General features: G+C 55.7%; 23 protein-coding genes and 1 riboswitch. Of the genes, 16 read left to right on the forward strand and 7 right to left on the reverse strand.

Annotated elements, in window-relative coordinates:
* Window positions 1-3 precede the first annotated feature (3 nt).
* The 3 genes from WA429_RS08685 to WA429_RS08695 all read left to right on the forward strand — a co-directional run bounded on the left by WA429_RS08685 (window position 4) and on the right by WA429_RS08695 (window position 4,637).
* Window positions 4-1,773, forward strand: a complete 1,770-nt coding sequence (locus WA429_RS08685; RefSeq protein WP_287465341.1) for a methyl-accepting chemotaxis protein — start codon at window positions 4-6, stop codon at window positions 1,771-1,773.
* A gap of 206 nt (window positions 1,774-1,979) precedes the next feature.
* Window positions 1,980-3,815 (forward strand): methyl-accepting chemotaxis protein, encoded by a 1,836-nt coding sequence (locus WA429_RS08690; protein ID WP_287465339.1) that lies wholly within the window; start codon window positions 1,980-1,982, stop codon window positions 3,813-3,815.
* A gap of 57 nt (window positions 3,816-3,872) precedes the next feature.
* The gene (locus WA429_RS08695) at window positions 3,873-4,637 is read left to right on the forward strand and encodes a DeoR/GlpR family DNA-binding transcription regulator (RefSeq protein ID WP_287465338.1); all 765 of its coding nucleotides are present in this window, start codon (window positions 3,873-3,875) and stop codon (window positions 4,635-4,637) included.
* Between the two features lie 49 nt (window positions 4,638-4,686).
* Here WA429_RS08695 and WA429_RS08700 read toward each other — a convergent pair whose 3' ends face one another.
* Together WA429_RS08700 and WA429_RS08705 are read right to left on the reverse strand one after the other, a co-directional pair.
* Window positions 4,687-6,021: an aspartate aminotransferase family protein gene (locus tag WA429_RS08700; protein WP_287465337.1), complete on the reverse strand. Its 1,335-nt coding sequence runs from the start codon at window positions 6,019-6,021 to the stop codon at window positions 4,687-4,689.
* Window positions 6,021-7,019 carry a phosphotransferase enzyme family protein gene (locus WA429_RS08705; protein ID WP_287465336.1) on the reverse strand — a complete coding sequence of 333 codons (999 nt, stop codon included), beginning with the start codon at window positions 7,017-7,019 and terminating at the stop codon, window positions 6,021-6,023. The genes WA429_RS08700 and WA429_RS08705 overlap by 1 nt, the downstream gene beginning before the upstream one ends.
* A gap of 452 nt (window positions 7,020-7,471) precedes the next feature.
* Here WA429_RS08705 and fabG point away from each other — a divergent pair, with 452 nt between their 5' ends.
* A complete protein-coding gene (fabG, locus tag WA429_RS08710) occupies window positions 7,472-8,251 on the forward strand; it encodes a 3-oxoacyl-ACP reductase FabG (protein ID WP_287465334.1) in 780 nt (259 codons plus the stop codon).
* Between the two features lie 97 nt (window positions 8,252-8,348).
* Window positions 8,349-9,011 carry a hypothetical protein gene (locus WA429_RS08715; RefSeq protein WP_287465332.1) on the forward strand — a complete coding sequence of 221 codons (663 nt, stop codon included), beginning with the start codon at window positions 8,349-8,351 and terminating at the stop codon, window positions 9,009-9,011.
* 62 nt (window positions 9,012-9,073) lie between these two features.
* Here the strand turns inward: WA429_RS08715 and WA429_RS08720 are convergent, their stop codons facing one another.
* Both WA429_RS08720 and WA429_RS08725 read right to left on the reverse strand, forming a co-directional pair.
* On the reverse strand, window positions 9,074-9,613 hold the full coding sequence (locus WA429_RS08720) for a dihydrofolate reductase family protein (protein ID WP_068519822.1): 540 nt from the start codon (window positions 9,611-9,613) through the stop codon (window positions 9,074-9,076).
* A gap of 164 nt (window positions 9,614-9,777) precedes the next feature.
* Entirely contained in the window at window positions 9,778-11,220 is a 1,443-nt protein-coding gene (locus tag WA429_RS08725) for an L-serine ammonia-lyase (RefSeq protein WP_101247230.1), read from the reverse strand.
* A 200-nt stretch (window positions 11,221-11,420) separates the two neighbouring features.
* Window positions 11,421-11,515, reverse strand: a riboswitch (glycine riboswitch).
* A gap of 272 nt (window positions 11,516-11,787) precedes the next feature.
* Between WA429_RS08725 and gpmI the strand changes: the two genes are divergently transcribed.
* From gpmI to WA429_RS08780, 11 genes are all read left to right on the forward strand, one after another.
* The gene (gene gpmI, locus WA429_RS08730) at window positions 11,788-13,380 is read left to right on the forward strand and encodes a 2,3-bisphosphoglycerate-independent phosphoglycerate mutase (RefSeq protein ID WP_287465331.1); all 1,593 of its coding nucleotides are present in this window, start codon (window positions 11,788-11,790) and stop codon (window positions 13,378-13,380) included.
* Window positions 13,361-14,719 (forward strand): murein hydrolase activator EnvC family protein, encoded by a 1,359-nt coding sequence (locus WA429_RS08735; protein ID WP_228196314.1) that lies wholly within the window; start codon window positions 13,361-13,363, stop codon window positions 14,717-14,719. Before gpmI ends, WA429_RS08735 begins: the two co-directional genes overlap by 20 nt.
* Window positions 14,716-16,017 carry a S41 family peptidase gene (locus tag WA429_RS08740; protein ID WP_068519826.1) on the forward strand — a complete coding sequence of 434 codons (1,302 nt, stop codon included), beginning with the start codon at window positions 14,716-14,718 and terminating at the stop codon, window positions 16,015-16,017. Before WA429_RS08735 ends, WA429_RS08740 begins: the two co-directional genes overlap by 4 nt.
* 58 nt (window positions 16,018-16,075) lie before the next feature.
* Window positions 16,076-17,608, forward strand: coding sequence for a divergent polysaccharide deacetylase family protein (locus tag WA429_RS08745; protein WP_101247233.1), 1,533 nt, complete (start codon window positions 16,076-16,078; stop codon window positions 17,606-17,608).
* 43 nt (window positions 17,609-17,651) lie between these two features.
* The gene (locus WA429_RS08750) at window positions 17,652-18,197 is read left to right on the forward strand and encodes an RNA pyrophosphohydrolase (RefSeq protein WP_068519827.1); all 546 of its coding nucleotides are present in this window, start codon (window positions 17,652-17,654) and stop codon (window positions 18,195-18,197) included.
* A gap of 85 nt (window positions 18,198-18,282) precedes the next feature.
* Window positions 18,283-18,471 (forward strand): hypothetical protein, encoded by a 189-nt coding sequence (locus WA429_RS08755; RefSeq protein ID WP_068519828.1) that lies wholly within the window; start codon window positions 18,283-18,285, stop codon window positions 18,469-18,471.
* Between the two features lie 76 nt (window positions 18,472-18,547).
* Entirely contained in the window at window positions 18,548-19,354 is an 807-nt protein-coding gene (locus WA429_RS08760) for a methyltransferase domain-containing protein (protein ID WP_287465330.1), read from the forward strand.
* 35 nt (window positions 19,355-19,389) lie between these two features.
* A complete protein-coding gene (locus tag WA429_RS08765) occupies window positions 19,390-20,226 on the forward strand; it encodes an alpha/beta fold hydrolase (RefSeq protein WP_336107246.1) in 837 nt (278 codons plus the stop codon).
* A 227-nt stretch (window positions 20,227-20,453) separates the two neighbouring features.
* Window positions 20,454-21,131, forward strand: coding sequence for a hypothetical protein (locus WA429_RS08770; protein WP_287465327.1), 678 nt, complete (start codon window positions 20,454-20,456; stop codon window positions 21,129-21,131).
* Window positions 21,132-21,260: 129 nt separating this feature from the next.
* Window positions 21,261-22,244 carry a squalene/phytoene synthase family protein gene (locus WA429_RS08775; RefSeq protein ID WP_287465326.1) on the forward strand — a complete coding sequence of 328 codons (984 nt, stop codon included), beginning with the start codon at window positions 21,261-21,263 and terminating at the stop codon, window positions 22,242-22,244.
* A 200-nt stretch (window positions 22,245-22,444) separates the two neighbouring features.
* Complete coding sequence (locus WA429_RS08780; RefSeq protein ID WP_114113164.1) at window positions 22,445-22,687, forward strand: hypothetical protein; 243 nt, start codon at window positions 22,445-22,447, stop codon at window positions 22,685-22,687.
* A 72-nt stretch (window positions 22,688-22,759) separates the two neighbouring features.
* On the opposite strand, the gene WA429_RS08785 is transcribed toward WA429_RS08780, so the two are convergent.
* The 3 genes from WA429_RS08785 to WA429_RS08795 all read right to left on the reverse strand — a co-directional run bounded on the left by WA429_RS08785 (window position 22,760) and on the right by WA429_RS08795 (window position 25,618).
* Complete coding sequence (locus WA429_RS08785) at window positions 22,760-23,956, reverse strand: phosphoglycerate kinase (RefSeq protein WP_206928245.1); 1,197 nt, start codon at window positions 23,954-23,956, stop codon at window positions 22,760-22,762.
* Window positions 23,957-24,145: 189 nt separating this feature from the next.
* Window positions 24,146-24,991, reverse strand: a complete 846-nt coding sequence (gene dapF, locus WA429_RS08790) for a diaminopimelate epimerase (protein ID WP_068519835.1) — start codon at window positions 24,989-24,991, stop codon at window positions 24,146-24,148.
* 108 nt (window positions 24,992-25,099) lie between these two features.
* On the reverse strand, window positions 25,100-25,618 hold the full coding sequence (locus WA429_RS08795) for a hypothetical protein (RefSeq protein WP_287465324.1): 519 nt from the start codon (window positions 25,616-25,618) through the stop codon (window positions 25,100-25,102).
* Between the last annotated feature and the right edge of the window lie 299 nt (window positions 25,619-25,917).

Genomic DNA, 25,917 nt, shown 5'->3' on the forward strand with positions numbered 1-25,917 from the left:
AAAATGGAACAAACCGTCTTTTCGGCAGATCAGGCCGCCGATGGCGCGCGCAATGGTGGTGCATCCGAAGCACAGATCAGGGATCTGATGCTCGGCATTTCAGCTGCCCTTGATTACATTCAGCATCTTCTGGAATTTGCCAATACGGCCGGCGAAAGCCAGGACAGCCTGATGCGCGAGATTGACGTGCGATCAAACAATTTGCGGGCCGGCCTTGATGAAACCCGCCGTGAAATTGCCAACAGCACCGACGTTGCCCACGAAGTTCAAAATACCACCCGATCAACCGTTGCCAGCAAGACCGACGCCATCCGCACCGATCTTGAACGCATCAGCGCCGAACTTGAAACCAAGGCCGAAGGTGCCAACAAGGTTCTGGGCGCGATCGAGGATATCGGCAAGGGCATCAAACTTCTGGCGCTCAATGCTGCCATCGAAGCAGCCCGGGCCGGGGATCACGGGCGGGGCTTTGCCGTTGTCGCCAAGGAAGTCGGCAATCTGGCCCAAAGCACCATGCAACGCACCAACGAGGCGGTCGATCTGATTGACCTGTCGGAAGTCACACAGGCATTGCGCAAAAGCATGGCCAATATCGGCAGCGACCTTGACAGTCTTGGCAGTGAGATCGAAGCATCCCTTGCCACGCTTCAGGAACGGTTTGCCAATATGTCCGAACGGCTTTCGGACATTTCCGAACATAACCAGGTGGTGTTTGAATTGCTGTCGGGCAGCAAGGACGCATCGGCCCGCACCCGTAACAAGGTGACCTGGGCGCGGACCGATACCAGAACACTGGCCACCACATTGGCCGACGCCGGGACGGCCCAGCAAAAACTTGCAGGCTTTTTGAAAACCAACCACCTGCATGATGACCCGACCTTTGACCGGCTGGCTGATATCAAGGCGCGCGGTAAAATCCGCATTGCCATCGAACCGGCCTTTGTCGGGTTGTCATTCCGCCTTAGGCCCGGGGATCCGTTGCGCGGACTGGATGCGGACTATGCGCGTGCACTGGCAAAATGGCTTGGTGTGGAATGTGAATTTGTTGAACATCCTTGGGATTTGCTGACCGAACTTCTGTTTGTCGGCACCAAACCGGGCAGCCCCACCGCCGATGTGGTCTGGAGCGCCCTGCCGCCAAGTGAGTTTTACAAAGGTGTCGCCTATTCGGATACTTATACCTATCTGAATTTTGCGCTATGTCGCCGGGCTGGCAATACAAGCATCAGCCGCCTCGCCGATCTTGATGGCAAGGTTCTTGGCATCATCAATGATCCGGTGGCCTTTACCGTTCTTGAAGAGCAGGGCCTGCGCTGGGCGGGAAATGAAAACAAACCCGGCGGTATCGCCAGATTATCCAATCTGATCGCCTATAGCGACCAGACCCGCCTGCATGATGCCCTGGCCGACGGGGCCGTTGATGCCTTTGCGGTGGATCAGCCGATTTTCCACTGGGCGGCCAACAACCCCGAAAGCCCCTGGCATGGCCGGATCGAAGTTCTGCCGGGCAGTATCCTGCCCTTGCCTTACTATTATACCGCGGCGGTCGCGGCCGATCCGTCATCATATAACCTGCTTGCCGCGATCAATGAATTCATCGCCGGGTTCCGCGCCACACCGGAACGGGCCGCCATTGAAAAACTGTGGCAGGGACAGGCCATCAATCATCATCTGACCTACAAGGATGAAGCCGGCAATCTGATCGGCGCGGACGAACTCGAAACCCTTTATCACGCCCACTGCCGCAAACACGGCATCCGGATTGACGCATAAGGCAACATGATCACGGCATCGTCGGGCGTTCAGTCCGGACGATGCCGTGATCAACCCGCAAAAACCCTAAAACAGATCACCACCGTCACAGATCCTGTTTCGCAAATTCATAATATGCTGCCTTGCAACATAACTCGCCCGACGGTAGTGTTTCCCTAAAAGAAATAATTATTCCCAATTCAACGGGTAGTGGTGAGGCTTGAAGTATGGAAGAGACCATTCTGGCACCGCGTGATGACAGCATCACGCAAGATGATCACGTTTCGACACTCCAGCAACATGATGCATCCGACCTGGCAAAGGATGCAGAAACCGAAGAAAAATCCGCGGCAAGTTCAAATGATCTGGCCCCGCTGATGCGCGGGATATCTTCGGCACTGGATTATATCGAACATCTTTTGACATTCGCCAATACGGCGGGCGAAAGTCAGGACAGCCTGATGCGCGAAATTGATGTCCGGTCCAATAACCTGCGCACCGGCCTTGATCAGACCAAACGCGAAATTGACGAAAGTACCGCGACCGCCAGCACGGTTCAGGATGCCACCCGCACCACTGTTTCATCCAAGACCGATGCCATTCGAAGCGACCTTGAAAAGATCAGCCAGGACCTTGAAACCAAGGCCGAAGGTGCAACCAAGGTGCTGAGTGCAATCGAAGATATCGGCAAGGGCATCAAGCTTCTGGCGCTCAATGCCACGATCGAGGCGGCACGCGCTGGCGAACACGGGCGCGGTTTCGCCGTCGTCGCCAAGGAAGTCGGTAATCTGGCCCAAAGCACCATGCAACGCACCAACGAGGCGGTTGATCTGATTGACCTGTCTGACGTAACCCGGTCCTTGCGCGAAAGCATGGCAAATATCGGAAGCGACCTTGACAGTCTTGGCAGCGAAATCGAAGAAGCCCTTGGCGGGCTTAAGGACCGTTTTGCTGCGATGTCGGGCCGCCTTGACCATATCAGCGGCCATAATCAGGTTGTTTTTGAACTGCTTGATGCCAGCAAGGAATCATCGGCACGCACCCGCAGCAAGGTTTCCTGGGCCACCGGCGAAATTGGCAACCTGTCGGCCTGCACCACCGATGACGCCGCGATCAGCGCCAAGCTTTCGCAGTTTTTGCGCAGCAATCATATCCATGATGACCCGGCCTATGACCGGCTGGCCGATATCAAGTCACGCGGCAAAATCCGGATTGCGATTGATCCGGCATTGGTCGGTGCATCATTCCGCCCCCAAAAGAACGGCCCGCTTCACGGCATTGATATCGACTATGCCCACGCCTTTGCCAAATCGATCGGTGTTGCCTGCGAATTTGTCGAACATCCCTGGGATTTGCTGACCGAATTGCTGTTTGCCGGCAAAAAGGCCGGGCAGCCGCCCGCCGATGTTGTGTGGTGTGCATTGCCACCGAGCGACTTTTACAAGGGTGTCGCCTTTTCAGATACCTACACCTATCTGAACTTTTCACTGATCCGGCGTCCGGAAAACACATCGATCAATACGATCGCCGACCTCGAAGGCAAGGTTCTTGGAACGGTCAATGACCCGGCCGCCCTTGCGGTTCTTGAAGATGTCGGATTGCGCTGGGCCGATAATGAAAACAAGCCAGGCGGCATTGCCAAACTGTCGAACATGATTGCCTATGGCGATATTTCGCGGGTTCATGATGCGGTTGCCACCGGTGCGATTGATGCCTTTGCCGGCGACCATCCGGTCTTTCACTGGGCATCAAGCAACCCGCAAAGCCCGTGGCACGGGCGGCTTGAAGTCCTGCCCAAACCGATCCTGCCCCATCCGTTTTTCTATGTCGCGGCCGTCGCGGCCGACCCCGCTTCCTATACGCTGTTATGCGCGATCAATGATTTCATTGCCCGGTTCCGTACCACCCCGGAACGGGCCGCGATTGAAAAGCTGTGGCAGGGTGAGGCCATCAATCATCACCTGACCTACAAGGACGAAGCCGGCAATCTGATCGGGGCCGACGAACTTGCCAGCAGCTATCAGGCCCATTGTCGGAAATTCAACATCGACCCGGCGAAATAAGGCGGCCCCCCATACAACACGCTGGCGCGATGACGGTATCGGCACTATCATCGCGCCATGGCAACAAACAAAAAATCCCTGCGACAACAACGCATTCTGCGTGAACTTGACCATGAACCGTCCCTGCGGATCATTGATCTGGCAGACCGTCTTTCCGTGTCGACAGAAACCATCCGGCGCGATTTTGACGAACTGACCCAACAGGGATTGATCAACCGCACCTATGGCGGGGCGGTGCGTCGCCAGTCAAGCGAGCCGGGACTTAATGAACGCCACAAACTTCACATCGCCGAACGTGAACTGATTGCCCGCCACGCCATGCCTGTACTGGCCGGGACCCGCCATATCATGATCGGATCGGGTGCGACCACGGTCCATGTAGCCAAACGGTTGGCCGTAACCATGAATGACCTGACGGTCATCACCCATTCATTCGGGGTGGCAACGGTTCTTGCCATCAACCCGACCATCCGGGTCATCATGGCACCGGGCCTTTATCACGCCCAGGAAGGCGCGATGCATGGTGCGCAAACCATCCGTTTTCTTGAAAACTATCGGGTGGAATGGGCGATCCTTGGCGCCAGCGGCCTTGATGAAGATGGCGCAAGCGACGCCCTGATCGAAGCATCCGAAGTCTATGCCTTCATGATGGAACGGGCGACACGGTCCATGATCGTTGCCGATCATACCAAATTCAATCAGGCCTTCCCGGCGCGCTATTGCGACTGGGGAAATGTCGATATCCTGATCAGTGATCAGACGCCGCCCGGATCCCTTGGCGATACCATCCGCGATACCGGTTGCCTGATCAAGGCCGGCTGACTGCCAAGTGCTGATTGCTGATTGCCGATGTGCCGATCGCCCCAGCCTGCTAACCACAAGCACGCAGGGATTTTCCAAGCGCCTCGATAAAGAAATCGACTTCTGATCGTTTCAGGCACAGGGGCGGGCGAATTTTCAAGGTTTGCCCGTATTTTCCCGCCGCCCCGATCAGAACACGGTGACGGCGCATGGCATTGATGACATCGCCCACCAGTTGACCGCTTGGTCGGGTCGGGTCACCGTCTTCTGACAGATCCACCCCCAAAAACAGCCCCGCCCCGCGTATGTCACTGATCCGGCCATCCAGTTCGGCCAGATGCTGCAACCCTTCGCGCAAATAGGCCCCGCAAACCGCGGCATTGTTCTGAAGATTTTCATCACGGATGACATCAAGCACCGCAAGCCCCGTGGCCGCGGCAACCGGGCTTGCGGCAAAGGTATTGAAATAGCCGACATCCTCGCAAAATGCGGCCAGCATTTCGGGCCTTACGGCGATCCCGGCCATCGGAAAGCCATTGCCCATCGGTTTGCCCATGCTGACGATATCAGGGGCGACGTCATGACGTGCAAATCCCCAAAACGCGTCCCCGGTCCGGGCAAATCCGGGCTGGACCTCATCGGCGATGAACACACCACCTGCACGGTGAATAACCGCGACAGCCAGTCGCAAGAACCCCTTGGGATTGGAAAAAACCCCGTCACTTGAAAAGATACTGTCGACAATCAGGGCCGCCACCCCGTGTCCGCGCTCCTTCAGGGTGATCGCAGCCGAATGCACTGCATCTGCAAACCCGGCGGCAATATTGTCGCCATAGGCATGCTTGTCCGGTGGCGCGATGGCAATCACGTGATCGGGCAAACCACCACGCTTGATTGCCGATGGCGATATCTCGGTCACAGCCGCCGTATTCCCGTGATAGGCACTTTCCGTCACGATGATGCCACGCGCCTTGGCCGCACGTTGCGCAATCCGGATGGCAAGATCATTGGCCTCGCTACCGCTACAGGTCAGTACGATGTTTTCCAGATGGGCGGGAAATGTCGCCTTAAGTCGATCAAGATAGGTTTCAACTGTCTGATGCAAATAACGACTGTTGATATTCAGCCGGGCAGCCTGATTGGCCATTGCGCTGACCACTTTGGGATGGCAATGCCCGACCGACGGCACATTGTTATAAAAATCCAGATAGTTGGTGCCATCGGCCGCTGTCATCCAGCAACCCGACGCCGACACCATTTCGATCGGATCGCGATAAAACAGTACGGAGGCCGCCCCGACATTGCGCAACCGGCGCCCCAAAAGATCGGTTTGGGGGCTGTCTTTTTTCTGCGGGGCATGATTGTCAAAGGCATTCATATCCAGAATGGGGCGCGCCTTGGTCATTACGCCCCCTTCGCCACAAGATAGCTTTCCGCCATGGCAATGGTGCCGTCGGTAAAACCGGTTCCCATTTCCCGGGCGGTCGGCGTTTCGGGATGGCTGGCAATCCAGGCCGTCAGTAACAACCGTCTGAGCATCACAAAACTGTCGAGCATCTCACAATCGGCATCGGAAAACGGCGCAATCGTGCGATATCCCTCTATCCAGGCTTCCTTAAGGGCCGGAACAATCGGGTCCAGTTCGATAAAGCTGATGGCCGCGGCAAAGTCATAACCAAACCAGCCAAACCCGCAGTCATCAAAATCAATAACGCCAAGCCGATCCCCATCGACCAGAAGATTGGCCAGCCGCAGATCGGCATGGATCAGACCAAACCGGTCATTGCCCATGCCAAACGTCATAAGCTTCTGATCCAGATGCTGGCAAACGCGCGTCAGCACCGCCAGACCGGCCCCATCAAGACCCGGTGCGGCACGCCAGTCCCCCCAATGCGGGGTCGTGCCAAGGGTCGTGTCAAAGGTCCAGCTTTTGCGCACAAAATTGACCGACCGTGCCCAATGCCGCGCATGCCCGTGCAGACGCGCACTGATCGCGCCGAGCTTGAAAAAACCGTCCACCAACGCATCATCCGCAGATGGTTCATCACCTTGCATGAAATCAAAAGCAACAACATGGCGACCAACCCCGTCCTGATCGAACTCGGCAACCAGTGATCCGTCACTGCGCAAGCGCGGCTTGGGTGTGTCGACCACCTCGGCAGCGCGAAGGGCATTGATCCAGGCCAGCTCAGATTCGATTTCAGACCGTGTATGATATCCGGGGCGATGAACCCGCAAAATCAGCCGTGCGCCCGTTTTCGGGTCTGTCGCCAGAAACGTTGCATTCTCTGACACGGTCAAAAGCCTGACATCGGCATCAGCCCCCATGCCCCACCCCGGCAGAACCGAAATCGCACCGTCACGCAGGCGGCCAATCAGTTCGTCATCATATATTCCGCCCAATGCAGCCTCCCCTTTTGCGCTGTTCCGGTCCCCGGCTCACCTGTTGGCCTGTGCCCGATCCAACAATCTTTAACCTACCGTCATCCGGCCACGGCACGACCACCGGCATCACCGGCGCCCTCCGCATCGTTGCGGTCCGCCATGTCCCGGCATGCCCCTTCATGTCGCTGCCCTTCCTTTGCCGCCCCCTAGCCTTTGGTTGTCCTTACCGGCCATGGCAGCAGGCTCTCCTCGAACTGACGGGCTTTAACTGGCGGGCTTTCTGATAAGCCGTCCGAAACTGTGTTCTGTGAATAGTGCGCCTTAAAATGTGTAACTTGCAACATTTTTTGTTGCATCACGGAAAAAATCGCCCAATCATCAGGAAAACACATCGCAACGCACAATCAGGGTAGCGCCACACCATCCCCGTCGGGGTATCGGACACTGGCACCTTCACGAAAGGATCCACCATGCTGACTTCAATTTCGGGAAAAACTGTCATCGTCACGGGTGGCTCCAAAGGAATCGGCAAGGGCATCGCCAACGTCTTTGCCAAACAGGGGGCCAAAGTCATGATTGCGGCCCGCACAGAAAAGGATGCGGCCATCGCCGTTGGCGAAATCACGGGTGCTGGCGGGACGGCCGATATGGTTTTGTGTGATGTGTCGGACTGGGATCAGGTCGCCGGAATGACGGAATATACCGCCAAGACGTTTGGCGGTATCGATATCCTGTGCGCCAATGCCGGAATTTTCCCGCAAGTCAAAATGATCGATATGACGGCAGATGACTGGGACCAGGTCATGGCCACCAACCTCAAAAGCAGCTTTCTGTGCGTTAAGGCCTGCATCCCCTATTTCGAAAAAGCCGGCAAGGGACGGGTTGTGATTACTTCATCGATCACAGGCCCCGTAACCGGTTATCCCGGCTGGTCGCATTATGGCGCGTCCAAGGCCGGACAACTTGGCTTTATCCGCACCGCGGCAATGGAGCTGTCGCGCTATAACACGACGATCAATGCCGTCATGCCCGGCAATATCTTGACCGAAGGCCTTGCCGACCTTGGTCAGGACTATCTGGATTCAATGGCCAGTTCGATCCCGCTCAAACGTCTGGGCAGCGTCGAAGACATCGCCAATGCGGCCCTGTTCTTTGCATCGGACGAAGCTGCCTATATCACCGGGCAATCCATCGTTGTTGACGGCGGCCAAATCCTTCCGGAATCGCTTGATGCCTTGGGCGAGATTTGAAATCTAAACAAGAAGCTCAATCAAGAAATGCACTTTAAGTTTGCATCCGATTTCCCGTTTGAATACAGATATTTCTGAATTTCAGGGGAGATCTATGATGGAACGTCGCCACCTTAAACTTATTGCAGTTCTGGGATGTGTCGCATTTCTTGGCGCCTGTGCCACATCGCGAAGTGTCGTACAAATCGAAGAGCCGGATACCATCGAGAACCCGACGGAGGGTGTCGAAGTCCGAATTCTGGAAGTGAATGACAAACGGCAATTCGAAATTGATCCGCCGCGACCTGATATCCCGTCACTTGCCAATGACGAAATTGATGACGATGCGATCACGGCGCGCGCATATGCCCGCAAACGCAACACATACGGCATGGCGTTGGGCGATGTGCTGATTCCGGAAGGCAAAACCGTTGCCGATGCCATTGCCAGAACCGTGGAAAATGGCTTCCAGGCTGCCGGATACCGCGTCCTGACACCCGCCGACCCCAATTACGATAAGGCTGCCGATGTCAAAGTCGACATTGCCGAGTTTTGGTCGTGGTTCGAACCCGGCTTCTGGCAGGTCACAGTCCACAATCGAAGCGACATCACCATCACGACAGATGCCGCAATTGCGCCCGAGCCGATTAAAGTGACTGAACACTACCGGGAAAACATGCAGATGGTTCTCGACAGTGATTGGCAGGCCAGCGCGATCAAAGCGTTAAAGCAGGTACGCGAAACAATCACAGAACAGCTACAAAAGCTCTCGGCGCAATGAAGCGTTGATAACCGTCATTCCGCAAAACTCAAAACCGCGCCATGATGGCGCGGTTTTTTCGTTCAGATATCATGCAATCCATACTGGCTGCGCACCACGCCGGAATTATAGCGTTCCGATGCCAGAAGCCGTGGTTTGATGCCCCCGGCGTCACGCCCGAACAATGATATGCCGTCCCCCAGAACCTCCGGGATCGTAAAGATATCCAGCTGATCGGCAAAACCGCCAAACAGGAACTGTGTGACCACACTTCCACCGCCAACAACCCAGATGTCGCCATCGCCATTGCGGCTGTCGCGAAGCTGATCAACAAGTTCAATGATGCTGCCACCATAGGCCTCGGTATTGGCCGGACGGTCTTGCGGAAGATCGCGTGATGTCAGAACGATGGTGCGGCGGGCCTCATAGGGCCAATCGCCAAATTCCATCACCTGATCAAAGGTGTTTCTGCCAATGATCAGCGTGCCTACGGAGTCCAGAAAATCATCAAAGCCGAATTCGGCCGGATCATATTCATCCAGCCAATCCACCGCACCATTGGTGCGCGCAATGAAGCCATCCAGACTGACCGCGATGTAAATGCGGAACAGCTTTTTGCTCATGTCTAGGTCCAACCTTTGGTGGGGTCTTTGCCCCTTGTTTGCTCGCGCAGATCATAGCAGATCCCCAACCAAAGGTCGCAAGAAACACATTTCACCAACCGGCGGCGAAATGACCGTATCACCCAAGGCATTGATTTAAAACGCGTTTCATCAATGTTGTAACATCAACATTCAACCACGTTGACATTGACGGCAAGGCCACCCTGACTGGTTTCCTTGTACTTGCTTTGCATGTCGAGTCCCGTCTGGCGCATGGTTTCGATCACACGATCGAGCGACACGGTATGCTGCCCGTCGCCGCGCATTGCCAATCGCGCGGCATTGATTGCCTTGACCGCGCCCATGGTGTTGCGTTCGATGCATGGCACCTGCACCAGACCGCCAATCGGATCGCATGTCAGGCCAAGATTGTGCTCCATCCCGATTTCGGCGGCATTTTCAACCTGTTCGGGCGTGCCGCCCAGAACCGCACAAAGCGCGCCTGCGGCCATTGAACAGGCAACACCGACCTCGCCCTGGCAACCGACTTCGGCTGCCGAGATGGATGCGCGTTTTTTATAGATCGACCCAATCGCCGCCGCGGTCAGAAGAAATTCGCGAATTTTGGTCTGACTGACATTCGATCCGAACCGTTCGTAATACCGAAGCACGGCCGGAATGACGCCAGCTGCACCATTGGTCGGTGCGGTCACGACACGTCCGCCAGCGGCATTTTCCTCGTTCACGGCAAGGGCATAAAGATTGACCCAGTCAATCACGGTCAGCGGGTCGCGAAGGCCTGCTTCGGGTTTTTCGGTCAATTCATGATAAAGCTTTGATGCCCGGCGTTTGACATTCAGCCCGCCGGGCAAAATGCCATCGGTTTTGCACCCGCGATCAATGCAATCCATCATTGCCCGATGAACACGATCGACAAATTCGTATGTTTCGTCCGGGCTGCGCCAGCTTTGTTCATTGGCCATCATGATTTCGGCAATCGATGCACCTTCGCGTTTGCAAATGGCCATCAATTCATCGGCCGATGAAAACGGATGGGGCAGCGTGATATTGTCGCCGGAATATTCCGCCCCGCGATCATCGCCAGACACGATGAACCCGCCACCGACTGAGAAATATTCCTGTTCATGTATTTTCACGCCATCGCGGTCAAATGCGGTGATCCGCATGCCATTGGGATGCTGTGGCAAGGTTTCGGTAAAGTGAAACACCAGATTGGTTTCACGATTGAAATCAACCGGATGCTTGCCATAAAGCTGCAATTGCGCACTGCTGTCGATGGCCTGCACGGTTGGTGCGACATCATCGGGGTCCACACTGCGCGGCCGATGCCCCGAAAGCCCCATGATCACGGCCGTATCTGTGGCGTGCCCCTTGCCGGTCAGGGCAAGCGATCCGTAAAGATCGACCACAACACTGCCCGCCTTGGTCAAAAGATTGCGGGCATCAAGCTCAAGACAAAACCGGTATCCGGCGCGCATTGGTCCGACGGTATGCGAACTCGATGGTCCGATCCCGATGGTATAAAGATCAACAACAGAAAGGTTTACGTCTTGCACAGAACCGTCCTGCGATCCCGAACGGGGACCGGTGGCGGGATTGGTGGTCATAAGGGCCTCCTTCACGGCTCTTGAACGCGCGAAAATCGCGCCGTTTACGAACCGGTGTCTTGCCCCCTCTGTCCCTTGACCTGAGATTGTGCGCCCATGGGTCGAAAACAACATCAACCCACAGGTTTTCATCCTTCGGTGGAAGCCGGTTGTCATACATGTTTGATCTGTATGCGTGCCGAATTCTCTCTCCAGAGCCTCTATCCGCGACGGTCCATCTGCCTGAGAGTTTTATGGGGCTATTGCTCCTTCGGCGCCGGTTATGCGGGTAACCGGGCTCTCCCGTCGTGGTGCGAGACGCCATTTCTGCCGCCTCTGAGGATCACCGTTGGGGGCAGATTATCTGTGTCTGATACCCCTGTCAAAAAGCAGCTTTGCACCTGCAAAAAATTCCAGGTCGGGGTACTGTTTCACGGCCACATTCGTGCTAAATTGCCGAAATTACGCATTTGCCTGTTGTGAGTAACGGTTGACCCACCCTGCCCGCGCAACAGGATTGATGGCGAATTACCCGGTAAGTCACCATATTTACGGGTAATTCAGCCTTTATCTCTATCAGTGGGGTTTATGAACGTGACTGTATCGAATTCCGTAAAGCGCCCGCGCCCTGTGGTGCTGTGTATTCTGGATGGCTGGGGGTATCGCGAAGAAACCAAGGACAACGCTGTTGCCTTGGCCAATACGCCTGTCTGGGATGCGCTTTATGCCAATTATCCGACCGGTTTCCTCAAGGCTTGTGGTCTGGATGTCGGCCTGCCCGAAGGTCAGATGGGCAATTCGGAAGTCGGTCACATGAACCTGGGTGCCGGTCGTGTCGTCATGCAGGAGCTGCCCAAAATTGACGAGGCCGTCAAAACCGGAAGCATCGCCGATACCGATACGGTCAAGAAAATCATCGCAACGCTGCGCGATAGCAAGGGTGTCTGCCACATTGCCGGTCTTCTGTCCGAAGGTGGCGTGCATTCCCATCAGGCCCATATGGCCGCCCTCGCCAAAATCATTGCGGGCGCCGGTGTGCCGGTCAAAATTCACGCCTATCTTGATGGTCGTGATACCGCCCCGAAAAGTGCTGCCAAATTCCTTGAGAAATTCCGCGCCCTGATCGGCGATGCCAATGTCGAGATTGTCACCGTGACCGGGCGTTATTACGCCATGGACCGTGACAACCGTTGGGAACGCGTCAGCCAGGCCTATTTCACCATGGTTCAGGGCAAAAACTATGCCGATGGTCGCACTGCCGAAAGTGCGGAGGCCGCAATTGCCAATGCCTATGCAAATGACACCACCGACGAGTTTGTCCTGCCAACTGTGATTGGCGATTTTGACGGGATCAAGGATGGCGACGGCATCCTGATGACCAATTTCCGTGCCGACCGTGCGCGTGAAATCCTTGCTGCCCTGTGTGTGCCGGAGTTTGACGGGTTTGATCGCGGCACCGCGCCGAAATTTGCCGTTCAGGCCGGTATGGTCGAATATTCGTCCGAACACGCCAAATACATGGATGCGATCTATCCGCCGCAAACCCTTCCCAACATCTTTGGCGAAGTGGTTTCCAAGGCCGGGCTGAAGCAGCTTCGTATTGCCGAAACCGAAAAATATCCGCATGTGTCGTTCTTCTTTAACGGCGGCGAAGAACAGGTCTTCGAAGGCGAAGACCGCATTCTGGTCGCATCGCCCAAAGTCGCGACCTATGACCTTCAGCCGGAAATGTCCGCACCCGAAGTCACCGAAAAACTGGTCGCTGCCATCAAATCGGAAAAATATGACGCGATCATCCTGAACTTCGCCAACCCCGACATGGTCGGGCATAGCGGCATTCTGTCGGCTGCGATGAAAGCAGCCGAGGCTGTTGATACCTGCCTTGGCAAGGTGATTGATGCCATCAAGTCGGTTGGCGGCGTTGCCTTTGTCACCGCCGATCACGGCAATTGCGAGGTCATGGTCGATCCGGAAACCGGTGAACCCCATACTGCACATACCCTTAATCTGGTGCCGACCATTCTTGTTAACGGTCCGGAAGGGGTAACATTGGAGAATGGGCGCCTTGCCGATGTTGCACCGACTTTGCTGCAACTCCTTGGCGTGCCACAGCCAGCCGAGATGACTGGCAAACCGTTGCTTAAGGGCCTGAAACAGAATGATGCGCTTCTTGCGAGCTAAGTCAGCTTATGAGATCGCCCTGCCTGCCGTGACCGCGCTTGCGCTGTGTCTGGCAGGCGGGGCAGCGCCTTCTTTTGCCCAGTCGCTCCAAAAAGTTGACAAGAAACTTGATCAGCTTGAAAGCCAGCTGTCCGAACAGCAAAAACAGGAAGAATTCCTGTCGCGCAAATCGCGGGAACTCTGGACCGAGGAACAGGCCCTGCAATCCGAAGCCATTTCGGTTGCCCGCCGTACCCAGCGTCTGGAGACAACCCTGACCGAACTTGAAGATCAGCTGCAATCGCTTGAAACCCGTGAGAAGGTCGCGGCCACCAGCCTTGAGGACAAGGCCGGTCAATATGCCCGCATCCTGATGGCCTTGCAGCGTCTTTCGACCACCCCGCCCGAAGCGGTCATTGCCCTTCCGACATCGCCGCAGGATACCTTGCGTTCGGCGGTATTGCTCAAGGCCGCACTGCCCGGCGTTGAACAGCATGCCCGCGACCTGCGTAAGGAACTCGATGAAATTGCACGTTTGCGCGAAGATATCCGCACGCAACGCGCGGACGTCGCCGAGGCCACCCGTGCGCTGCAACAGGAACGCACATCGCTTGCCGCATTGCTGAGTGAAAAGCGCCGCTTGCGCACCGAAACCGAGGCCGAAGCCCACGAAGCCGCCAAGGCCGTAAATGCACTGGCTGACGAGGCCAAATCACTTGGCGAGTTGCTGAGCACCTTGCGCAAGCGGGCCGAAGGTCTGCCCGCACCGCGGTCACGCCCGGAAATTGATGTTGCCACCCGGACCGAACCCGATGCCGATACGCTGGGCGCAACCACGATTGCCCGCAATACGCCCCCCGAACCGCCAGCCCGCAAGGAAGAACCGGCCGCAGCCACCCCGAAACAGGATGGCACAAGCGACGAAGAATTCGCGGTTGGCAGTTCGATCACCCTGGCGCATGGGCATTTGCGCATGCCTGCCAGTGGCAAAGTCGTCACACTGTTCGGGGAAAAATCGCGTGGTCCGGACGGATTGACAGTCACAAGATCCAAAGGAATTGAGATCAGTACCCGCGCAAATGCGCAGGTTGTCTCGCCCTTTGATGGCAAAGTTGTCTTTGCAGGCCCCTTCCGCGGGTACGGCCGACTCTTGATTATCGAACACGGCGAAGGATACCATAGTCTTATCGCCGGTTTTGATCGGCTCGACAGTGTGGTAGGACAATATCTGTTGGCGGGCGAACCTGTTGGTATTATGGGTGAAACAGCGCCTAAACTCTATCTGGAGATGCGCCAGGACGGAGAAGCGATCAATCCGCTTCCGTGGCTGGCCTCGAAAAACGGCAAGGTAAGTGGATGAAAACCTCTCGATTGGCAGTACTCGCACTCGCGACCGGCATGACTTTCGGCCTTGCGTCCCCAAGTCTGGCGCAATCTTCAACCTCCTCGGCTGAGACATATCGTCTTTTGAACCTGTTTGGTGATGTGTTTGAACAGGTCAAAGCCAAATATGTCGAAGAAGTCGATGACAAGCAGCTGATCGAAGCCGCCATCAACGGCATGCTGACGTCACTTGATCCGCATTCCTCTTATCTGAACATGGATAATTTCGAGGAAATGCAGGTCGATACCCGTGGCGAATTTGGCGGTCTTGGCATCGAAGTCACGATGGAAGACGGCTTTGTCAAAGTCATCGCACCGATCTATGACACGCCCGCCGAAAAGGCCGGCCTGCAACCGGGCGACTTCATCACCCATATCGACGGCACCGCCATTCGCGGCATGACGCTTAACGATGCGGTCGAAATGATGCGCGGCAAGGTCAATACCGACATTGTCCTAACCATCATCCGCAAGGGCGAACAGGCTCCGTTTGATGTCACCCTGACCCGTGCGGTGATCAAGATCCAGTCGGTCCGCGCCGAAGCCAAGGATGATATCGGCTATATCCGCATCACCAAATTCAACGAACAGACCTTTAGCGGCCTGCAACGTGCGATTGGCGACATGCGCGATCAGATCGGCCCGGAAATCAAGGGTCTGGTGATTGACCTGCGCAACAACCCGGGTGGCCTGCTTGATCAGGCGATTTCGGTATCCGATGCCTTCCTGGACAAGGGCGAAATCGTATCGACCCGCCCGCGTGATACCCAGAATACCGAACGCTATAACGCGCGGTCCGGTGATCTGGCCGAAGGACTGCCGATTGTTGTTCTGATCAATGACGGTTCGGCATCGGCATCCGAAATTGTTGCCGGCGCCCTTCAGGATCACCGCCGTGCGGTCATCATGGGCACGCGCAGCTTTGGCAAGGGATCGGTTCAGACAATCCTTCCGATGCCGGGCAATGTTGCACTACGCCTGACCACCGCGCGTTATTACACGCCATCGGGCAAATCCATTCAGGAAGTCGGCATCGTTCCGGACATCATCGTGCCCCAGGCCCGTGTTGAAAGTATCGAAAGCGATACCCGCCGGTCCGAAGCATCCCTGAACGGTGCGCTTCGCAACGAGGACGCCGCGACCACAGACGCAGAAAAGGATGCAAATTCCCGCCGGGATGAAGCCGAGCAACTTGCGATCGACGATTATCAGCTTTCGCGGGCGCTTGACATGATCCGGGGCATTTCGCTGTTTGGTCCGCGCCCGAAAGGGTAAGGACCATCCGGACATCGTGAGAGACTAGCTGTTCGTGTTCAGGAAAATCCTAAATTCCTTGCCATTCCGAAAGAAGAAGGATGGCGATCTCGACGAGGACATGGCCGGCGCGCTGGCCGACGACCTTGGCGACGGGATGACTGACGCTGAAGAAGTCAATCTTGATGACCTGCCTTTTAACGAACTTCCGATCGAAATTCAGATCAAGCGTCTGCCCAAGCGGCCGAAATCACGGCGCAGCTGGCTGTCGAAAATTCTGATCATTCTGGTCTTCCTGTCGCCCTTCGGGGCGACAGCGGTTGCCCTGATCCCGATCCTTGATCCGGAAACCGGCTGGCGGCTGTTTCATCTTGGCAGCCCCGAGGCCCTGGTGGCTGTCCCGGGGTCTGAACGCGAACTTCAGGAAGAAATCGCGCGCGGTGTGCGCGACATGCAGGAACGCGAACGCGCCCAGCATAACGGCGATGTCGGTCCCGATGGCACACCACAATCCGCCGAAGACATTACCAATCAGCTTTCCGGTGTCTCCGATCTGGTCGGGCCGGCCGATCAGGCTGACGGTGTTGCCCCCGATACCGAACTAAGCCCCGAAGAACTGGCCGCCATCATTGCCGAAGAAGGCTCGATTGACGATCCGATCGAACCCGATCCCTTGCGCAAGGCCCCGCTGCCCGGTCTGGATGAAGAAGGCAGTTTCGGCCGTGTCCCGCGCATCGCCGATGATGGCACCACACCGTTTGATGCCTATAAGCGGCCCTTTGAAAAAACCGACGGGCAACCCTATGTCGCGATCATTCTGACCGGGGTTGGCCTGAATGAAGCCCGCACCGAAACTGCGATCAATGATCTGCCGCTCAATATTTCGTTGGGCATTTCACCGTATAGTCGCGACATCAAAACCGTTGCCGAACAGGCCCGCGAAATGGGCCATGAAGTCTTTCTTGAATTGCCGATGGAACCGGCTGATTTCCCGCTTTCCGATCCGGGGCCGCGCGCACTTTTGACGTCCCTGTCAGAGGGTGAAAACCTTGTGCGGCTTGAATGGTTGCTTGCACAGTTCCCCGGCTATGCCGGACTGGTCAGCCACGAAGGATCAAAATTCGGAAGCCTTGATAGCGCCATCCGCCCGATCATTGAATTCGTATCGCGTTCGGGCCTGATGTATCTCGAAGGTACGCGCAGCGGCATGGCAAGCTATGGCGCGCAACTGGCATCAAATGCCGGAACGCCAAATGCGATTGGCAACATTCTGATCGATCAGGTTCCCAGCCGCCGCCAGATTGATGCAAGACTTGCCGATCTGGTCCAGCTTGCCAAACGCAACGGTGTTGCTGTCGGCTTTGCCCAATCCTATCCGGTCACCATTCAGCGCCTGCGCAACTGGGCCTTGCGCCTGAAACGACAGGGCGTCGAACTGGCCCCGGTCAGTGCGATTGCCAATATGCAGGTCACCCCGCAATCCGCCGCCGAAGCCGAAGCCGCACGCCGCGAAGCCGAACAGCGCGAAAGCGAAATCATGGCACAGGAAGCCGAAAACAATCCGGCTGAAAATACCGCAGACGAACCCGCCGCCACCATCGAAAGTCAGTGACCGGACGCCATACGCACCCGGCCCCGATCACCCAGGAGAAATCATGGCTGACAAATCCGCATCCCCGTCCGATACGAACTCAACCGATGCCACAAGGGTAAAGGCCGAAGACCTGCCCTATCGCCCCTGTGTCGGTATTGCGCTTTTTAACAAGGACGGCCTGGTCTGGGTCGGCAACCGTTTCGGATTTGAAGGCGCATGGCAATTGCCCCAGGGCGGCATTGACGATGGCGAAACCCCGATTGAAGCCGCCCTGCGCGAGCTCAAGGAAGAAATCGGCACCGACAAAGCTGAAATCATCGCCGAAACGCCCGACTGGCTGACCTATGATCTGCCAGACCATCTGATTGGCAAGGCGTTCAAGGGCAAGTATCGCGGCCAAAAGCAGAAATGGTTTGCCATGCAGTTCACCGGCAAGGACAAGCATATCAATATCGATGTGCCCAACCCGGAATTTGATGCCTGGCGCTGGAACGACCTGGCGACGCTGCCCGACATGATCGTGCCGTTCAAACGGCCCGTTTATTTGCAACTTGCCGAGGCATTTCGTGATGTACCGCAAAGAATTCGTAAAATGAAAAAGGCATAAAGGATCAGAACGCGGCTTGATCGCTGCTTTCTTTTCGCTAAATTTTACGAATTATCAGACACCTACGACTTAGAGGAGCTCCAATATGGGTACGGATCGGTTTATCTTTGGTGTTCTGACCATTGTGGTCGGTCTTTTCGGACTGTTCTATGCGTCAGGCTCGCATGACGGTTATTCCTATTTTGTCGGCTTGGCCCTGTTTGTCGGTGCTGTGCTGTTCATGTTCCACCTGATCAAGGGGTATTATGATCAGCTTGATGCAGCCGATCACTGATCACGCGCTGTGCCTGATACAGCCGTAACCGGCATCAATGCTTTTAAATTCCCCCAAAAGGCTCTAGGAATTAACCATGAGCAATACACATTGGGATCCTGCCCGTTACGGTCTGTTTGGCAATGAACGCCTGCGACCTGCCATTGATCTGATTGGCCGCCTGCCAAAAGCAGCCAGCGGCTTTTCCTCGCGCCATATCGTTGATCTGGGATGCGGTCCCGGTTCGGTGACCGCAATTCTTGCCGATGCCTTTGCAACGGACAACGATGACAGTCCGCGTATTGTCGGCGTTGATTCATCTGACGAGATGTTAGACACCGCGCGCAAACGATCCGAAAACATTGACTGGCAAAAGGCCGATATCGCCACCTGGCAACCTGACGAGCAGGTCGATCTTCTGTTTTCCAATGCGGCCTTGCATTGGGTGCCCGATCACTCGACCCTGTTTCCCCGCCTTCTGGACTTTGTCCGTCCGGGCGGCATGATTGCGATTCAGGTTCCCAACAATTTCCTGGCGCCAAGCCATCAGTTGATCGGCGAAGCCGGCATGGACTGGCGCAAGGAAGTGGCACAGGCCATGCACGCAGCCCGTATCATGCGTCCGGGCGATTATTTCGATGTTCTCGCACCGTCATGCGATGAGATCGATCTGTGGCAGACGCAATATTGTCATGTCCTGAACGGGCCGGATGCGGTTTATAACTGGACCAGTTCGACCATCCTGCGCCCGGTGATGGCGGCCCTTCCTGATGACGCGGCACGCGCAACCTTTACCGCGAAATACAAGGAACGCCTTAATCAGGTTTATCCGATCCGCGATGATGGCCGCACGCTGTTTCCGTTCAACCGTCTTTTCATGGTTGCACGCAAACGCCCAAGCTAACCCCACCGAACCATTCCCCGACAAGGAGCCGTACCATGGCAGAATTTCGCGAACATTTCGTCAAATGCTGCGGGTACGAGGTCCATGTCCGGGCATGGGGCAACCCGTCCCGACGGCCATTGATCATGATGCATGGTCTGGCCAGGCTGGCTGATGATTTTGATCATGTCGCCCCCCATTTCACCGATCAATATTATGTTCTGTGTCCGACCATGATCGGGCGCGGCTTTTCCGGCTGGGCCAAGGACCCGGACCGTGAATATACCGTGCCCTTTTATGTCGCGCAGATGTTCGAGCTTCTCGACCATTTCGGCATAGAAACCTGTGACTGGATCGGGACATCCATGGGGGGCCTGATCGGGCTTTATGCCACCGCCGAAGTTGCCGGACGGATTGAAAAGCTGGTTCTTAACGATATTGGGCCCGAACTTGATCCGGACGCGGTGGCGCGTATCAAATCCTATGTCGGCGCATCACCCGAATTTGAAACCATTGATGACGTCGAAAAACTGGTTCGGCTGGTTTATGCCCCGTTCGGGGTGGCCGACGATGCAACATGGGCGTTTTTGGCGTCCCGTTCCGTACGGCGCCTGCCAAACGGCAATTTCATGATGCATTACGACCCCGAAGTCATGCGCATCTTTGCCAAACATATTGATTCCTTTGATGCCTGGGACGTTTTTGACGCCCTGCCCTGCCCGGTCATGCTGATCAGCGGCGAACAATCCGACCTCATCCCCAAGGCGATTGTCGAGAAAATGAAAAATAAAAAACCCGAAATGCCGGTTCTTGCAGTGGCGAACTGCGGACATGCACCCCATTTGAATGACAAAGCACAAATCAACGCTATCAGGGACTTTTTGGGGCGCTAAAGCCAGTGGTGCGCGTAACACACGCGAACCGTCTGTTGACGCCATCTTTTAAAAAAATCCCCTGATGAAGTTCACGCCGTGACAATGCCGCAGTCAAAGTGGAGGCACGGACACGACATGGTTGGTATGGGACCGACACCGAAACTTGCCTGACTTCCAGTAGTGGGGGTCCCCTGACCAGTGCGCTGATTGCTGTGACCGTTAGATCACCTGTGGGAACAGGCGGCATGATGATGAAACCGCATTTGGCTAAAACCTCGATCTGTACTGCATTTCTGGCCACCGCGATGACTGCGGGTTCGGGTCTGTTTTCGGCTGTTTTCGCCCAGTCGGCAGACAGCACACAGGTTCCGGCATCCTCACGCCTGACCTTTGGCACGGATCTTGGCGCCGGCATTTTGCCACCGGCCGGATCAAACGGGATCGGCCGCTATTTTTCCAGCCGCACACAAAACAGCATCGTGATCGGACCTGCATTACAGGATGCGCAAGATCCCGAAAATGCCAGTCAGTTCTGGCTTGAAATCGACAGCAACCGAAATACCCGCACCAACGCACTTAGCGCGCAAATCGGTCTGGGCTATGCGCCGGTACCTGAACTTGGCATTGCTGTCGGGCCGTTTGTCGAACTGGGTTCAACCCGATCGGAAAATATCGGGAACTATCAGACCGGTGGCTATGCGCCCGATCAACGGCGCAGCCAGGTTTTGTTCTCTGACAGTGACAATGCCTTTCACGATGCCGGTCTTGCTGCGTCTCTGTCCTATATGCCGCTTGAAGATATCTGGATCGGGTTGCATGGCAGTGTGTCGCGCAATATGGCACCACCTCATCCGGAACAAAGCATCCTTGACGGTATTGACGCCATGCTGGGATTGACCGCCAGCTACCGGATCGAATTCTGATCATTTGGTGTATACCCGATGTGATCATTTCCGGGCTGTCACGGGAAATCCCTGTTGCACAGGACGGGCAGTCCTGTATGACTCTTGGAAAGATAATCCACCGGGATATTCAGGGACATTTAGACACGCATGAGCCACTCGCTCCCATCAAAGGCCGTACTTGGCGCCCCGTTTAAGGCATGCAACGCACTTGCTGCGGCCAAAAATGCCAATCTTTACCGTGCGGCCATGCGTCTGTCCCCGGAACGCCAGCGTTTCTTTCTGGCAAGCTATGCCTCGATGCGGGTCATTGACGACATTGTTGATGACGGCTTTCTTGAATTGCCCGATGCCGAACGTCATGCACAGCGTGAAACCGTTCTGGAAACCATCAATCAGTGGCAGGCCCAGATCATTTCCGCCAAAGCCGGTGCTGACAACCCGTTGCCGGAAACCGGCCCGCTCAGCGGTGATGTCTATGACGCATTGCGCCTGACCCTTGGACGCAGCGATCTTTCGCCCGAACCATGGGTTGCCCTTGCCGATGCGCTGCATCGCGATGTTGCCGAAGAACCGATGGATGAATGGGATGATTTCATCGCCTATTGCGAAGGGGCAACTGCCGCACCGGCATCGATCTTTGTCTATCTTCTTTCGGCCAGATACGATCCGGAAATCGGCTATACGTCGCCCCTGACCAACCCGCCGATCTATCACGCGCGCGATATGGCAATTTTCTGCTATATCATTCACATCCTGCGTGATCTTCCCGAAGATATCAAAGGCCCGGACCGCCTTGTCACCATTCCGTCCGAAATGCTGATTGCCGCCGACATTACGCTTGGCGAAATCCGCAACGCCATCGGTCAGGCCAAGTTCGAAAATCTTGATTACCTTGGGCGTATCCTGCTTGAACATGCCTGGGAGCATTTCGAAACAGGTCAGGCGCGCTCGGGCGAGCTTCTTTCAATTCTTGATACCGACGAGGCCGATACTTTATCGCGCCTGTTCACGGTCTATATCGAACTGGGCGGTGCCATGATGGAAAACGGTTATGCCAGCTTCCTGAAAGATCGCGATGCGATCATGAAAAGCACGGCACAAAACAGCCTGCCTGACGTCAATCAGCAATAAGTCCCCGGATCGTGCAAACATGCTCGACCTTCCTGCCAGGGTCGCGCATCATATTTCATGCCCCGACAAGACAAGAACCATCGGCCGCATCGAACCGGACTGTGCAAACAGGCCCGCTGCGAAATATTCGGACATTTTGCACAGGCTTGCCAAAGCCAATTGTTTGCGGCCTCACTTAACGACGTCAAAGAGGTCAAGTGATGTTTCCGCTGCTTAAAAAGGTCGAAACCTGGGTGCGCAATCAGTGGGTTGATGCGACGGTCGGATTTATCCTGTTATTCACCGCCTTAAACGATACGGGCGACACCCTGGTTGATGATGTCATGACCGGCAATGTCGGCACATCCCACGGGGTTCTGGTTCTCGGACTGGCCCATGTGGTCCGATCAATCCCGCCCGTGATCAAAAGCATCGGCATCATTTTCTATCCCGAAAAGACCTAGAGCCATTTCAGGCTGCCCAAAAGAAAACCCCGCCAGATGGCGGGGTTTGTCGTGATTTCTTGACCGGCAATCTTACTTGGCGCGAAGGGCCGCAACACCCGGAAGGGTTTTGCCTTCCAGCCATTCCAGAAACGCACCGCCCGCGGTCGAGACATAGGAAAAGTCCTGATCGGAATCCGCATGGCGAAGGGCAGCAACCGTGTCACCACCACCGGCAACCGACAGAAGCTTGCCTGCCTTGGTCAGTTTTGCCGCATGCTGGGCAACCGAAACCGTCGCCGTATCAAACGGGGTGATTTCAAATGCACCAAGCGGCCCGTTCCAGACCAGCGTTTCACAAGATTCCAGACGCTTGTTCAGATCAACGATGGTTTCAGGACCGGCATCCAGGATCATGCCGTCGCTGGCAACGTCATTGATGTCAGACACATCATGCGGTGCATTTGCGGCAAATTCCTTGGCAACCAGACCATCAACCGGCAGAACGATTTCACAATTGGCAGCGTCGGCCTTTTTGAAAATCTCGCGCGCGGTTTCAAGAAGATCATGCTCGCACAGCGATTTGCCAACATTGACACCCTTGGCCGCCAAAAACGTATTGGCCATGCCGCCACCGATCACCAGTTGGTCAACCTTGGCAACAAGGTTCCCCAGAAGATCAAGCTTGGTCGAAATCTTGGCACCGCCAACAATTGCCATCACCGGATGTTTCGGAGCTTCAAGCGCATTGCCCAATGCTTCGAGTTCGGCCTGCATCAAACGCCCGGCATAAGCCGGAAGTGCGCGCGCCAAACCTTCGGTCGAGGCATGGGCACGGTGCGCACAGGAAAACGCGTCATTGACGTAAACATCGCCAAGCTTGGCCAGCTCGGCCACGAATGCCGGGTCGTTCTTTTCTTCTTCTGCGTGGTAACGCAGGTTTTCCAGAAGCGCGATTTCACCGTTTTCAAGGCTGTTGACCACGCTTGCTGCCGCATCACCGATGCAATCATCAGCAAATTTCACCGGGCGGCCCAACTGTTTGGCAAGGGCTTCGGCAACCGGTTTGAGCGACATTTCAGCAACGCGCTGGCCCTTCGGGCGGCCAAAATGGGTGATGACCACCAGTTTGGCACCGGCATCAGCCAGTTCGATCAGGCCCGGAACAGTACGGTCGATGCGGGTCGTATCACCAACAACACCATCCTTCATCGGAACGTTAAGATCAGCGCGCAGCAATACGCGCTTGCCAGCGACATTGACACCGTCAAGCGTATTAAAGTCAGCCATTATCTGAACCTGCTTTTGAGTTTCACAAAAGACGGGAGGCGGGCGTCCCGACATGGATCGGACCTGATCCTGGTGGGCCCTGTTTTGCCCGATCACGAAAATCGATGCAAGGCCCGAAGGGGTCCGTAAAAGTACCTGTAAAAAATTAACCGGCCAACATCACCATGCGGGCCGGTTACATATTTCTGATCAGTGCGCACCCAACAGGGATGAATGCAGGAAGCCCTGGAAACTGGTCGCGACCGGTCCGGTCATCAGGACATGGTCATCGGGCAACCATTCAATCGTAAGCTTGCCCCCGTCAAGAATGACATCGGTTTTGCGCCCGGTCAGTCCGCGACGGGCCGCCGCAATGCCGACCGCACAGGCACCGGTGCCACATGCACGCGTCACACCGACACCGCGTTCCCAGACACGCATCCGGATCTGGTTTTCGCCGATGATGCTGCACACTTCGATATTGGCGCGTTCGGGAAACATTTCGTGATGTTCAAGGATCGGTCCGAATTTTTCAATATCGACGGCTTCGGCGTCATCGACAAAAAAGACCGCATGCGGATTGCCGACATTGACCCCGACTGCGTCCGAAAGCGGACCAAGCGACAATGGGATATGGTTGGTATCAACCGCTTCTGACAGCGGGATATCACGCCAGTCCAGCCGGACCTGCCCCATATCCACGGTTACCTGGCCATCGGCCAAACCATTGGCATCAAGAAGGCCAACCACGGTTTCAATGATCGCATCATTGCGGCCAAGCTCGCCCATGACGATGCTGGCAACACAGCGCGTGGCATTTCCACATGCCTCGACCTCGCCGCCATCATTGTTGCGGATGCGCATGAAGGCATCGGCAAGATCATCGCGGGCCGGTTCGATCACGATCAACTGATCGCAGCCCACACCGGTTTTGCGATCTGCAATCCGGGCAGCGGTTGCGTTATCAAGATCAAGCACAGCGGGATCGCGTCGTCCGTCAAAGACAACGAAATCATTTCCCAGACCATGCATTTTGACAAAAGGAATACCGTTCATACCCGCCTTATAGTCCTGTTTCCGGGGCCCGTCCACATATCGCTTACCCGGATGTAGCACGAATATGCCCCGGCGCAAGCAGGCGTTTTTACGGATTTGGAAATGCTGTCAGGCTGACAGTTTCGGGGTTGCCGGTGCGCAATAGCGGACCTTGCTTGGCACGAAACCGGCCTTGGCAAAATAATCGCGCAAACGCCCGTCACATTCGCCAAGCGAAACATACACATTGGCGCATTTATGATCGCGCGCCAGCCGGTTCATCGCATCGCGCATGGCATCAAACACATAGGCACCCGCCACGATTTCCACCGCCATGACATTATCGACATGCAGGACAAGCCCGTCGGTCATGTCATCACGCACATAATAGGAAAACAGACCGTGGATGTAGCCGCGCTCGTTGGACAGAACGATGATGCCGCGCTGGCGTTGCCATAAAAGCTGGTCGGCATCAGTTGCCCCGGCCAGGCCAGAGTCCGCCCCCTTGTCGCCAACCGGCAGACAATACCGGTCGACAAAGGCACGCCATCGATCAAAAGACATATCGACCTGCATCATCTGCACCAGCGGATACGTCATATCCGCAGTGTGCGATGTAAGGGGATGTGCCTGATAGGCTTCTGACATGATTACCGTCCTCTGGAATTTACCCGATCATGCCGCAAATAAATCCGGTCAACCTTGATGTGCATCAACACGTTTGGACGCGTTGGGGCGCATAAACAGCCACAACACTTGAGGTCCCCGTCCGGCGACAACATGGAATCCCATGATTGAATTTCCAGCGGGTATTGCGCGCCTGTATTGACGTACATCAATGGCTTTTGGGCCATGTGCCCGCATACTCGCCAGACTGAATGGGAAACCTCGCCAGGTTCAATGTGTCCCTGTTTCAAACGGGATGCATTGTGGGTGGGGCTTCAAGT

This window comes from Thalassospira sp. CH_XMU1420-2, assembly GCF_037029325.1.
Taxonomy (GTDB): domain Bacteria; phylum Pseudomonadota; class Alphaproteobacteria; order Rhodospirillales; family Thalassospiraceae; genus Thalassospira; species Thalassospira povalilytica.

Bases quoted from the DNA above. Each gene is read 5' to 3' on its own strand.
- WA429_RS08685 (WP_287465341.1), top strand. From the start codon at position 4: ATGGAACAAACCGTCTTTTCGGCAGATCAGGCCGCCGATGGCGCGCGC.
- WA429_RS08690 (WP_287465339.1), top strand. From the start codon at position 1,980: ATGGAAGAGACCATTCTGGCACCGCGTGATGACAGCATCACGCAAGAT.
- WA429_RS08695 (WP_287465338.1), top strand. From the start codon at position 3,873: ATGGCAACAAACAAAAAATCCCTGCGACAACAACGCATTCTGCGTGAA.
- WA429_RS08700 (WP_287465337.1), bottom strand. From the start codon at position 6,021: ATGACCAAGGCGCGCCCCATTCTGGATATGAATGCCTTTGACAATCAT.
- fabG (WP_287465334.1), top strand. From the start codon at position 7,472: ATGCTGACTTCAATTTCGGGAAAAACTGTCATCGTCACGGGTGGCTCC.
- WA429_RS08715 (WP_287465332.1), top strand. From the start codon at position 8,349: ATGGAACGTCGCCACCTTAAACTTATTGCAGTTCTGGGATGTGTCGCA.
- WA429_RS08720 (WP_068519822.1), bottom strand. From the start codon at position 9,613: ATGAGCAAAAAGCTGTTCCGCATTTACATCGCGGTCAGTCTGGATGGC.
- WA429_RS08725 (WP_101247230.1), bottom strand. From the start codon at position 11,220: ATGACCACCAATCCCGCCACCGGTCCCCGTTCGGGATCGCAGGACGGT.
- gpmI (WP_287465331.1), top strand. From the start codon at position 11,788: ATGAACGTGACTGTATCGAATTCCGTAAAGCGCCCGCGCCCTGTGGTG.
- WA429_RS08735 (WP_228196314.1), top strand. From the start codon at position 13,361: ATGCGCTTCTTGCGAGCTAAGTCAGCTTATGAGATCGCCCTGCCTGCC.
- WA429_RS08740 (WP_068519826.1), top strand. From the start codon at position 14,716: ATGAAAACCTCTCGATTGGCAGTACTCGCACTCGCGACCGGCATGACT.
- WA429_RS08750 (WP_068519827.1), top strand. From the start codon at position 17,652: ATGGCTGACAAATCCGCATCCCCGTCCGATACGAACTCAACCGATGCC.
- WA429_RS08755 (WP_068519828.1), top strand. From the start codon at position 18,283: ATGGGTACGGATCGGTTTATCTTTGGTGTTCTGACCATTGTGGTCGGT.
- WA429_RS08760 (WP_287465330.1), top strand. From the start codon at position 18,548: ATGAGCAATACACATTGGGATCCTGCCCGTTACGGTCTGTTTGGCAAT.
- WA429_RS08765 (WP_336107246.1), top strand. From the start codon at position 19,390: ATGGCAGAATTTCGCGAACATTTCGTCAAATGCTGCGGGTACGAGGTC.
- WA429_RS08770 (WP_287465327.1), top strand. From the start codon at position 20,454: ATGATGATGAAACCGCATTTGGCTAAAACCTCGATCTGTACTGCATTT.
- WA429_RS08775 (WP_287465326.1), top strand. From the start codon at position 21,261: ATGAGCCACTCGCTCCCATCAAAGGCCGTACTTGGCGCCCCGTTTAAG.
- WA429_RS08780 (WP_114113164.1), top strand. From the start codon at position 22,445: ATGTTTCCGCTGCTTAAAAAGGTCGAAACCTGGGTGCGCAATCAGTGG.
- WA429_RS08785 (WP_206928245.1), bottom strand. From the start codon at position 23,956: ATGGCTGACTTTAATACGCTTGACGGTGTCAATGTCGCTGGCAAGCGC.
- dapF (WP_068519835.1), bottom strand. From the start codon at position 24,991: ATGAACGGTATTCCTTTTGTCAAAATGCATGGTCTGGGAAATGATTTC.
- WA429_RS08795 (WP_287465324.1), bottom strand. From the start codon at position 25,618: ATGTCAGAAGCCTATCAGGCACATCCCCTTACATCGCACACTGCGGAT.